Origin of the sequence: Nocardia sp. 852002-51101_SCH5132738 (assembly GCF_001665695.1) — a bacterium.
In the GTDB taxonomy this organism is placed as follows: Bacteria; Actinomycetota; Actinomycetes; order Mycobacteriales; family Mycobacteriaceae; genus Nocardia; species Nocardia nova.
In genome coordinates, this window is the sequence record NZ_LZML01000098.1 from 116,136 (window position 1) to 126,883 (window position 10,748).

At 68.4% G+C, this 10,748-nt stretch carries 11 protein-coding genes; 4 read left to right on the forward strand and 7 right to left on the reverse strand.

The annotated features are described in order from the left end of the window. The first annotated feature begins 1 nt into the window (after nucleotide 1). Complete coding sequence (locus A5789_RS13465) at nucleotides 2-253, forward strand: cold-shock protein (protein WP_064906983.1); 252 nt, start codon at nucleotides 2-4, stop codon at nucleotides 251-253. On the opposite strand, the gene A5789_RS13470 is transcribed toward A5789_RS13465, so the two are convergent. Further along, the gene (locus A5789_RS13470) at nucleotides 250-699 is read right to left on the reverse strand and encodes a co-chaperone YbbN (RefSeq protein WP_036522809.1); all 450 of its coding nucleotides are present in this window, start codon (nucleotides 697-699) and stop codon (nucleotides 250-252) included. The two genes, A5789_RS13465 and A5789_RS13470, sit on opposite strands and share 4 nt — an antisense overlap. A gap of 126 nt (nucleotides 700-825) precedes the next feature. Between A5789_RS13470 and A5789_RS13475 the strand changes: the two genes are divergently transcribed. Next, on the forward strand, nucleotides 826-1,011 hold the full coding sequence (locus A5789_RS13475; protein ID WP_063015500.1) for a hypothetical protein: 186 nt from the start codon (nucleotides 826-828) through the stop codon (nucleotides 1,009-1,011). A gap of 6 nt (nucleotides 1,012-1,017) precedes the next feature. On the opposite strand, the gene A5789_RS13480 is transcribed toward A5789_RS13475, so the two are convergent. Both A5789_RS13480 and A5789_RS13485 read right to left on the reverse strand, forming a co-directional pair. Then, the gene (locus A5789_RS13480) at nucleotides 1,018-1,800 is read right to left on the reverse strand and encodes a tyrosine-protein phosphatase (protein WP_231956643.1); all 783 of its coding nucleotides are present in this window, start codon (nucleotides 1,798-1,800) and stop codon (nucleotides 1,018-1,020) included. Continuing rightward, nucleotides 1,790-3,919 (reverse strand): pyruvate, phosphate dikinase, encoded by a 2,130-nt coding sequence (locus tag A5789_RS13485; protein ID WP_064906984.1) that lies wholly within the window; start codon nucleotides 3,917-3,919, stop codon nucleotides 1,790-1,792. Before A5789_RS13485 ends, A5789_RS13480 begins: the two co-directional genes overlap by 11 nt. Before the next feature lie 260 nt (nucleotides 3,920-4,179). Between A5789_RS13485 and A5789_RS13490 the strand changes: the two genes are divergently transcribed. Continuing rightward, complete coding sequence (locus A5789_RS13490) at nucleotides 4,180-5,928, forward strand: AMP-binding protein (RefSeq protein ID WP_064906985.1); 1,749 nt, start codon at nucleotides 4,180-4,182, stop codon at nucleotides 5,926-5,928. A gap of 44 nt (nucleotides 5,929-5,972) precedes the next feature. Here A5789_RS13490 and A5789_RS13495 read toward each other — a convergent pair whose 3' ends face one another. Genes A5789_RS13495 through kstD form a run of 3 tightly spaced genes read right to left on the reverse strand, consistent with a single transcriptional unit; the run spans nucleotide 5,973 to nucleotide 9,291 of the window. Then, entirely contained in the window at nucleotides 5,973-6,794 is an 822-nt protein-coding gene (locus A5789_RS13495; protein ID WP_064906986.1) for an SDR family oxidoreductase, read from the reverse strand. A gap of 17 nt (nucleotides 6,795-6,811) precedes the next feature. Beyond that, nucleotides 6,812-7,543 carry a glucose 1-dehydrogenase gene (locus A5789_RS13500; RefSeq protein WP_064906987.1) on the reverse strand — a complete coding sequence of 244 codons (732 nt, stop codon included), beginning with the start codon at nucleotides 7,541-7,543 and terminating at the stop codon, nucleotides 6,812-6,814. 2 nt (nucleotides 7,544-7,545) lie between these two features. Beyond that, nucleotides 7,546-9,291 carry a 3-oxosteroid 1-dehydrogenase gene (kstD, locus tag A5789_RS13505; protein ID WP_064906988.1) on the reverse strand — a complete coding sequence of 582 codons (1,746 nt, stop codon included), beginning with the start codon at nucleotides 9,289-9,291 and terminating at the stop codon, nucleotides 7,546-7,548. Nucleotides 9,292-9,444: 153 nt separating this feature from the next. On the opposite strand from kstD, the gene A5789_RS13510 reads away from it, so the two are divergent. After that, nucleotides 9,445-10,572 carry an LLM class flavin-dependent oxidoreductase gene (locus A5789_RS13510; RefSeq protein WP_064906989.1) on the forward strand — a complete coding sequence of 376 codons (1,128 nt, stop codon included), beginning with the start codon at nucleotides 9,445-9,447 and terminating at the stop codon, nucleotides 10,570-10,572. On the opposite strand, the gene A5789_RS37820 is transcribed toward A5789_RS13510, so the two are convergent. After that, nucleotides 10,547-10,748 (reverse strand): hypothetical protein (locus A5789_RS37820; protein WP_231953383.1); only part of this gene is annotated, 202 nt, incomplete at its 5' end. The genes A5789_RS13510 and A5789_RS37820 overlap by 26 nt on opposite strands.

Below are 10,748 nucleotides of genomic sequence, written 5' to 3' on the forward strand. Positions count from 1 at the left end.
GATGGCGATCGGAACCGTGAAATTCTTCCGTCCGGCGAAGGGCTGGGGCGCGATCGCCGCGGCGGAACTCCCGGACGGCTGCGACGCCTGGGTGCACTTCAGCGCTATCGAGGGCGAGGGCTTTCGAGAGCTGGCCGCGGGCGATCGCGTGGAATTCGACTACGAGTCCGCACAGCAGGACAGCTTTCGATACCGGGCCACACGGGTGCGGCGCATCGACGTGGACGGTCACCGCAGGTCAGCGGAGGGTTAGCCGGGGTTCAGACCCGGCCAGCCGTAGTGCGGTCGGCCGGTGGCGGCGCCGGCGCGGGCCATCGGCGGGTTCGGTGCGGGGACGGCCGGGGTCCGGGCGCCGAGTTGCCGGCGCATCTCGTCCATGTCGAGCCAGCGGATCTGCTGGATGACCTCTTCCAGTTGGGCGGCGGTCCGGAAGCCCGGATCGGAGTAGACGAGCAAGCCCTCGCGGAAGGCGACGAGGGTCGGCAAGCTGGTGATCTGGGCGGCGGCGGTAAGGGCCTGCTCGGCCTCGGTGTCCACGGTGGCGTGCACGATCTCCGGGTGCGCGGCCGCGGATTCGGCGAAGATCGGAGCGAAGCGGGTACACCAGCCGCACCAGGAGGCCCAGAAGTCGACGAGCACGATCGCATGGCTCGCGATCACCTGCTCGAAGTTCTGCTGGGTCAACGGTTGGGTGGGCATGGGTTCCTCCCGGCGTCGGCCATCGTCGATTCCGGATTCTCCCATGGATCGCCGGTCACAGCAGGGTTCGAGCCGGCGGCTCATCGAGCGCTGTCGGGCGGCGGCCCGGCTGAGTATCGTGGAGTCATGGGTATGGGCGACCACCCGCAACGAACACCGCTCTACGGCGTGGTGCTGCTGTTGGGCGTTCTGTTCCTGGGTATCTGGGTGCACGAGCTGCCGTATGTCGGCCTGCAGGTCCTGGCCTACATCCTGCTCATCATGATTGCCGCACCCGCCTTCGTGATGACCTTCCGCGACTATTCGCGGTGAGGGCCTTCACCACCCGGTGACCAGAGCGGCTCGCAACATCGTCAGCTCCTCGGCCGTCAGCCCGTGCTCGCGCAGCCACCGGGCGGCACCGCCGTGGTCGCGGCGCAAGTCGTCGAGGAACCGCAGCATCACGGCCGCTTCGACAGCCAGGATCCCGGTGCTCGTCGGCGGCAGCCCGGCATAGGAGTTCAGCGCGTCGAGCCGGTTGCGGACCCGCGTCATCCGCTCGTTGGTGAGGGCGTAGTCCGCGGCGATCACCTCCGGCGCCACCCCCACCGCATCGAGCAGTACCGCCGCCAATACTCCGGTGCGATCCTTACCTGCCGCGCAATGGAATACGACCGCCTGCCGGTCGGCATCGGCGACCAGCCGCGCCGCGGCGACGATCTCCTCCGGACTGCCGGCGAGCAGCTGTCCGTACAGCTGCGCCAGATCCACGCGGGTCTTGTCCGGCACCAGATCCCGTGCGGCGAGCGAGGATTGCGCCGATTTGCGGACCGGCAGGTTCACCTTCTCGATCGCCGCGGTGGCCAGGAGGCCGTAGCCTTCCCGCTCCACCTCGTCGGGTAGCCGCAGGTCGATCAGGGTGCGCATCCCGACCGAGCCCAGGAGCAACGCCACATCCGCCTCGGTCGCCTGCTGCAGGGTGCTCGACCGCAGCGCCACGCCGAATCGCGTCGTACCGCCGCCGACCGGCAGCCCGCCGAGATCGCGGAGGTTGTCGATTTCCTCGAAGTCGACCCAGCGCCGGGTCGCGTCGAATTCCCGGACGATCGGATTACTCGGCACGGCCGGCCGCCGCTTCGTCGGCACGGCTGAGTCCGCACAACCCGATCAGATCTTCGTGCAGTTCGAACCACACGGTGTGATAGCTGTCCATGATCGGCCGCGCCACCCAGGCGTGGTCACCGTCGGCGATCCGCTCGACGGCCGTCTCCAGCCGTTCGCGGTACCGGGCCAGCCGCGGCGCGATCGATCCCAGCCGCTCGGCCAGCGGCCGCACCCGGGTGTGCAGGTCGGTGAGCCGGTCCAGCACCGCCGCATCGTATTCGGCGTCGCCGTGGTCGTTGGGTGTGGCCGCATCCTTCATCTGCCATGCGGTCACGATCTGCTTCAGCTCCGCGTTGACCACGCAGAAGTCCTCGTAGGCGGCGGTCATGGCGGCGGTGTCGACCCCGCCGCGTTCGGCGATCAGCAACTCGGCCAGGCGATTTCGCCCATCGGGTGTCAACCGCACACCCGCGGGCGTGTCGGCGCACAAACCGCCGGCCACCAGATCCGCGCAGCGCGCGCTCACCTCGTCCGCGTCGCCGCCCAGGCTCGCGGCCACCGCGTCACCGCGCACCCGGCCCTTCACCCCGATCAGCCGCAGCAGTTCCAGTTCACTCACGGTTCGGACAACAGCTTCTGCCACAACGACTTCCGCGTCACCGGCGAGCGTCCCCGCGAGTTCATCGGGTGCCGCATTCGCCCATTCAGCGAGCCTGCGCACATCGTCGAGGACCGCGCCGTCCACATCTCCACCGGCGACCTCGCCCGCCCACACCACGCCGGCGCCGCCGTCGACGGTGACAGTGCACCCCGCGAGCGCGTCCACAACACCCGGGCCGCATCCGACGACACACGGCCGCCCGAGTTCCCGGCTCACCAGAGCGGCATGCGAGGTGGTACCACCCAATTCGGTGACCACCGCACGGGCCGCGATCATGCCGGGCAGATCATCGGGACTGGTCGTCGGCCGGACGAGGACGACGTCCTCCCCCGCCGCCGCGCGCGCCTCGGCCTCGTCGGGGTCCGCGACCGCGACACCGAAAGCCAAACCAGGACAGGCCGATTCGCCGCGAGCCAGCGCTTCGCCCGCACCCGCCGCCGTGGTCGCGGGCTGCAGGACGACGCGAATCTGGTCGGCTCCGACCCGCCGCAGTGCCTCCTCCGGGGTGATCAGCCCTTCCTCCGCCATCGCCACAGCGGCCCGCACCGCCGCCCGCGCCGAACGCTTCGCCGGACGCGACTGCAGCATCCACAGCGTGCCCGATTCCACGGTGAATTCGATGTCCTGGATATCGCGCCCGTCGCGTTCGAGCAGGTCCGCGGCGGCGATCAGCCGGTCGTGCACCTGTGGCTGGGTGGCGGCGAGGTCGCTCAGCGGCCGCGGCGTGGTGCGGCCGGACACCACATCCTCGCCCTGCCCACCGACCAGCCATTCCCCGTAGGCCGGCCCGTCACCGGTGTTCGGGTTGCGGCTGAACAGCACGCCCGTGCCGGACGCGTCGTCGAGGTTGCCGAACACCATCGCCTGCACGGTGACCGCGGTGCCGAGGTCGTCGGACACGCCGCGGTTGCGTCGATACGCCTTGGCGCGCACCGAATCCCACGACCGGAACACCGCGGTGATCGCCGCGCGCAGCTGTTCCCACGGGTCCGCCGGCACCACGCCCTCGGGCGTCTGCAGCACCGTCTCGCGATATTGCGCCCGGAAGCGCCGATGCGTGTCGGCGGCATAGCCGGCGCTGCCGGTCGCCGCGGCGAGCGCCTGTTCGACGCCGTCGTTGATGCCGAGGTTGAGAACGGTGTCCATCATGCCGGGCATGCTCACGGCCGCGCCCGAGCGCACGGATACCAGTAGCGGTCGGCGGATCGAGCCGAAGGTGCGGCCGGTGCCGTGTTCGAGCATGGCGACGCCGTCGCAGACCGCCCGCCAGATGTCGTCGGCGATCGCGCCCCGCTCGGTGAAATCACGCCACGCGTCGGTGGTGAGCACGAATGCCGGGGGCACCGGCAGCCCGAGCCCGCTCATGTGGTTGATACTCCAGGCCTTGCCACCTATCCGGTCCCGCGACAACGGGCAGTTGCCGTCCAGTCCGACGACGGTCTCGGATCGTTGGGCCAGCTCCGCACCCGCGGTCATGTCACTCCTTCGGTCCATCCATCGAGGCATCGAACCCCCTGCCGCCCCGGTCATCCTTCGAGAGTGCCGCCGACCGGCTCGGGCCAGTAGCGATGGTCCCGCTCAGCGGATGCCGGACCCGCCGGTGCGCGCGCGATACCACTGACCGGGACTCGTGGTGTGCGAACGGTCTGCGCGGCACCTGCCTGCGGCACCATGGGCCGTGGACCGCCCGACCGGCGGCCGGCGAGGTGTGTTCGACAGGGTATATCCGGACAGCGATGGTGTGCGAAGAGATGACGGCGGAGCCGGAATTTCCGACAGCGTGGACGACGATCCCGGCTCTGGTATCCGAACAGGCACGCCGGAACGGGTCGACCGGCGCGATCGTCGAGGGCCGGACCCGCCTCACCTACGCCGAACTCCACGTCGAGGCGTCGCGGGTGACCCGTGCGGCGATGGCCTGCGGCGTGGCCGCCGGGGATCGCGTCGCGATCTGGGCGCCCAACAGTGCGCGCTGGATCGTGACGGCACTGGGCCTGCTCGGCGCGGGGGCCACCCTGGTCCCGATCGGCACCCGGCTGCGCGGACCGGAAGCGGCGGACATTCTGCGCCGCACCCGATGCCGTGGGCTGTTCACGGTGCGCGGATTTCTGGGAATCGACTATCCGAGCCTGCTCACGGATCAGGGCGTCCTGCCGATCCTGGATTTCACGGTCCTGCTGTCCGACACGCGCACGACGGACAGCACCGGCGCCGCGCCCGAGATCGCCTACTCCCGCCGCACAGCGGCGGATCGACAGACAGCCGACGATGTGCTCGCATCCGCCGGAGCATCGGGGTCGCATCGGGACTCCGCCGGAACCGGTGCCCAGTCGTCCCCGACCGGGCGCCGGTCGGGCAACGCACCGACCGGCTGGCCGGAGTTCCTGGCCGGAGCCGAGCGAATCCCGTTGTCGGACGCGCGGTCCCGCACCGACGCGGTATCTGCGGAAGCAGTCTCCGACATTCTGTTCACCTCCGGCACGACCGGCACGCCCAAGGGAGTCCTGACGACCCATCGGCAAACCCTGGCCGTGCTGGATCGGTGGGCGAGCGCGGTCACCTTGCGCCACGGTGATCGCTGCCTGCTGGTCAATCCGTTCTCGCACACCTTCGGATACAAGGCGGGCATCGTCGCCTGCCTGTTGCGGGCGGCCACCATGTTTCCGGTGGCGGTGTTCGATCCACGATCCGCGGCGGATCTCATGACGGCCGAGCGAATCACCGTACTCGCCGGCCCGCCGACGGTGTTCACCGATCTGCTCGCGGTGGAGCGGTCCTACCCGGAGCTGCGACTGGCCGGCACCGGCGGCACGGCGATCCCGGCGGAGCTGATCGCCCGGATGCGCGCCGACCTCGGCGCCGATCAGGTGTTCACCGCCTACGGTCTCACCGAATCCGTCGGCGTGGTCACGATCTGCCCGCCCGGTACGGATATCGAGCGCACCGCCCACACCGTGGGTAAGGCTTTGCCGGGCAGCGAGATTCGCATCCTGGGTACCGATGGTCGCGAGGTGCCGGTCGGCACGCCGGGCCGGATCGTGGTGCGCGGCCCGAATGTGATGGACGGATATCTCGACGACGCGGACGCCACTGCCGCCGCGGTCGATCCGCGGGGGTGGCTGCATACCGGTGACGTCGGCGCTCTCGACTCCGACGGTTATCTGCGGGTCACCGATCGGCTCGAGGATATGTTCATCGTCGGCGGTTTCAACGTCTCTCCGGCCGAGGTCGAACAGACATTGCGCGGCTTTCCGGGGATCGCCGAGGTCGCGGTCGTCGGCGTACCCGACGAGCGCCTCGGAGAGGTCGGCGCCGCCTTCGTGGTGCCCTCCGGGACGGCGCCGTTCGACGCGGACGATCTGCTCGCGTGGTGTCGCACCCGGTTGGCCGGATACAAGATTCCGCGCACGGTGCGGATCCTCGACCGGTTGCCTCGCACTCCCGCGGGAAAGGTGCACAAGCGCCGATTACGTTGCGCGCAATGATGTTCGCGGCCGGGCCGGTGATCGCCGGCCCGGCCGCGAGTGGGCTACTTGCCGACTTCGTTGCGCATCTGCGCGGTGAGGATCTTCTGATATCCGGAACCGAAGATCCGCGGCAGCAGGTCGATCATCCGGGCGTCGTTGCCGATCAGCACCTTCGCCTTGTCCTTGCGAATGCCGTCGACGATCGCCTTGGCGGCCTGCTCCGGACTGGTCTTGGCGAGCCGGTCGAAGTTGGCGGCCAGCGCATCGCGGTCCCGGGTGGCGCCCGCGCGCGCCTTCCACGCGATCTCGGTCCGAATCATGCCGGGATGGACGCAGCTCACCGCGACGTTGTGCCCGGCGATCTTCATCTCCTGGCGCAACGCGTCGGTGAAGCCCCGGATCGCGAACTTCGTCGCGTTGTAGGCACCCTGGGTCGGGCACGCGGCCAGGCCGAACATACTCGACACATTGACGATCGCGCCGTCACCGGACGCGATCACGTGCGGAAGAAAGGCTTTCGTCCCGTAGGCCACGCCCCAGAAGTTGATGTTGACGATCCATTCGAAATCGTCCCAGCTGACCTCTTCGGTGCTGGCGGTCAGCGACACACCCGCGTTGTTGACCACGATGTTCAACCCACCGAAGTCGCCGGCCACCTGGTCGGCGTGGGCGTACACCGCGTCGCGGTCGGTGACGTCGAGACGGTAGGCGCGAGCGTGTGCGCCCTTCTTCTCACACAGTGCGGCGGTCTCGGCGACATTGTCGATATTGCGGCCGGACAGGGCCAGGCGCGCGCCGTGGCCGGCCAACTCCAATGCCACCGCACGGCCGATGCCGGCGCCGGCGCCGGTGATCACGGCGGTCTTACCTGCGAAATTCTTCACCGCGGAAATCCTTTGTGTCAGTGGGAGGTGAATCCGCCGTCGGCGACGAATTCCGAACCGGTGCTGTAACCGGACTCGTCGGAAATGAGGAACAGCACGAGATTCGCCAATTCCTCGGGAGTGCCGGGACGCGCCAACGGCTGATCGTGGAACATCGAATTCGACCGCGCCGAATCGGTGGTCATTTCGGTCATCACCACACCCGGATGCACCGAGTTGACGCGAATTCCCATGGGCCCGAACTCTTGTGCCGCGGTTTTGGTCATTCCGCGCACCGCCCATTTCGAGGCGGTGTAGCCGAGGATATTGGAGAAACCGATGATGCCGCCGACCGAGGAGATGTTCACGATCGACCCGCCACCGGCACGTCGCATCGATCCGACGACGGCCTTCATGCCGAGGAAGACACCGACCTGATTGACGTCGATCACCTTGCGATAGTCGGCTTCGGCGAGGGTTTCGATCGGATCCACATGCACGATGCCGGCATTGTTGACCAGGCCCGAGACGGGTCCGAACGCCAATTCCGCTTGCGCGACAACGTCGTTCCACGCGGATTCGTCGGTCACGTCGTGGGCGAGGAACAGCGCCGCATCGCCCAGCCGCGCGGCGGTCTGCTTGCCCTCCTCCGCCAGCACATCGGTGATCACGACGGAGGCGCCTTCGGAGACGAGCCGCTGCGCGAACGCCGCGCCCATTCCCCGGGCTGCGCCGGTGACGACGACCGTTTTACCGTCGATCCTGCCCATGGTCACTCCTGTCCCGTGCGTGCGGCGGGCTTGCGGCCGTTGGTCACCCGCTTCGAGGCCGATGCGGCGGCCGCGGTCTGCGGTTCGCGGGCGTCGGCGAGATGGTTGGCGGCGATGTACCCGAAGACCATGGCGGGCCCGATCGTCGCGCCCGCGCCCGCGTAGTCGTTACCCATGACCGACGCCGAATTGTTGCCCGCCGCATACAAACCCGCGATCGGCGCGTTCTGTCCGTCGAGCACGCGGGCATATTCGTCGGTGCACAGCCCGCCCTTGGTGCCCAGGTCGCCGGGCACCATTTCCACGGCGTAGAACGGCCCTCGCTCGAGCGGGGCCAGACAGGGATTCGGCTGCACGGTGGGATCGCCGTAATACCGGTCGTAGGCGGAATCGCCGCGACCGTAATCCTCGTCGCGCCCGCTGCGGGCGAAACCGTTGAAGCGCTGCACCGTGGCCGCCAACGCCGCCGCGGGAACGCCGATCTTGTTCGCCAGCTGCTCGAGGGTATCGGCCTGGGTGATGATTCCGGCGTCGAGATACTTCCGCGGAATCGGGCGCTTCGGGAAATTGCCGAGGAACAGATACCGGTCCCGGAAGGTCTGATCCATGATGAAGTACGCCGGGATGTGGTCCACCCCTGCGGCCTGCCGCTCGTACATGGTGTGCACGACATTCACATACGGCGCCGACTCGTTGACGAACCGTTCCCCGGCGTGATTGACCATGATGCCGCCGGGTTGCGCGCGTTCGGCCAGGCAGAAGAACGGCGGCCCCTCGGGGTTGCGCACCGAGGGTCCCCACCACGCGTCGTCCATGAGATCGACCGCGCCGCCCGCCTTCTGGCCCGCGACGATGCCCTCGCCGACGTTCTCGGTGGCGCCGACCGTCCAGTCGGTGGACTGCGGCCCGGAGATGTACTGCTTGCGCATCTCCAGGTTGTGTTCGAAACCGCCCGCCGCCAGCACCACGCCGCGACGCGCCTTGATCAGCACCGGAACGCCCTGGTGTTCGGCGCGCACCCCGACCACCGCGCCGGCCTCGGCGACCAGCTCGGTCAGCGGGGTGTTCAGCCACACCGGCACCCCGGCGTCGCGCAGTGACAGCCACAGCCGCGCGGCCAGGGCCTTGCCCAGGCTCAGCGGCAGCCGGCCGCGCAGCTTGTTCGCCACGGCCTGCGCCCCCACCTTCATCGCGGTGCGCTTACCCGCCCAGGTGCGGGCGATCATGTTCAGATCGTGGAAGTCGCTGACGGTGAAGGCGATTCCCTTCGGCCCCGACATGGTGGGCTGGTTGATCTTGTGCAGATCACCACCGAGCAGCCGGCCGTCGATCGGAGCCGGTTCGATGCTGCGTCCCTGAGCCAGCCCGCCCGGGAATTCGGGGTGGTAGTCGGAGTAGCCGCGGTCGTAGACGAACTGCCAGTACTTGCTGCGCGCCCCGATGTAGCGCATCATCTCCGGCCCGTGATCGAGGAAGGCACGCTGCTTTTCCTCCGGAACGCGGTCGCCCACAACGGCTTTCAGATATGTCCGAGCCAGTTCGGGACTGTCCGGCACACCCGCGGCCTGTAACACCGGATTGTTCGGGATCCAGATACCGCCACCGGAGCGCGCGGTGGATCCGCCGAAGCTGCGGCTCTTCTCGATCAGCGTCACCGACAGCCCGCGATAGGCGGCGGTCAATGCCGCGGTCATACCGGCCGCGCCCGAGCCGACGACCACCACGTCGAATTCGAATTCCTGTGTCATCCGTCCTTCTTCCCCGTCGTTGCATTCGACGCTATGGCCGCTCGGCCGCGCCGACACGACGCGGTCCCGACCAGCGGGACTTCGGGCTGACCAGTGCGGGTCCGGAAAGGACTATTTCGATTAGGCATACTCGCGACGACAGGGAGCACGCGGATGAAGTTCTCGATGATCTTCGAAGCCCAGATGACCGATCCGACCGCCGAGCACGAGGCGCAGGTGCTGCGCGACTGTGTGGAGCAAGCCGTGCTGGCCGACGAGATGGGCTTCGACACCGTCTGGGCCGTCGAGCACCACGGGCTCAAGTGGTACGCGCATATGAGCGCCCCCGAGATCTTCCTGACCTGGGTGGCGGCCAAGACACAGCGCATCCGGATCGGCCACGGCGTGGTGTGCATGCCCTTCAACTTCAACCATCCGGTGCGCGCGGCCGAGCGTGCGGCGATGCTGGACGTGCTCTCCGGCGGCCGGCTGAATCTGGGGGCCGGGCGCGGTGCGACACCGGTCGAGACCTCCATGTGCGGGGTGGACCCGGCACGCACCTATGCCGAGGTCGAGGAGTCGCTGCGGATGATCGGCACCGCGTGGCAAGAACCCGAAGGCGACTTCGAGTATCACGGCGACCTGCTCGACATCGAGCCGCACGCGCTGCTGCCGCGTCCGGTGCAGCGACCGCATCCGCCGCTGTTCATGGCATGCACCAAGAAAGACACCCTGAAGCTGGCCGCCGACTACGGAATCGGCGCTCTGGTACTGGGTTTCGCGGGTGTGGCGGAAATCGCGGAACTGCGCCGCACCTACGACGAGGCGATCGCGGCCCGCACCGGTGAGCGGTTCGTCTCGACGGTGACCAACGACCACTTCGCCGCCCTGTGCCCCACCATCGTGCTCGACGACCGGGAGCGGGCGCAGCAGATCGGCGCGCGCGGCCAGCGGTTCTTCGCGCAGTCGATCAAGCACTACTACGGCGCGGGCCCGGTGCCGGACGAGGCCGTGGATCCCACCGTGGACGAGGTGGCGCGGATCAAGGAGGCCGCCGACGAACACGTCGCCTACCTGCACGAGGCCAAGATTCCGGTGAAGGCGGGGTCGACCTCGGTGTTCAACGCCGACCACGCCTACGGCAGCCCGGAGGACGCGATCGCCTACGTCGAACGCCTGCGCGATGCCGGCGCCGACGAGATCCTGTGCCTGATCCAGATGGGCACGGTGCCTCAGGAGGCATGCCTCGAGACGATCCGGCACTGGGGCGAAAAGGTCATCCCGCACTTCCGGAATCAGTGAACCCGTCACAGCCGAACCACGCGCCGATCTCGCTCATCGAGACTGCCGCGAGCCGAGTACGCCGCATGCGGCGCAGGATCTCGGCATATTTTCGAGGAGGAGAAGTCGAATGGTCGATCTCACAGGCAAAGTCGCGTTGATCACCGGCGCGGCACGCGGGCAGGGTGCGGCGGAGG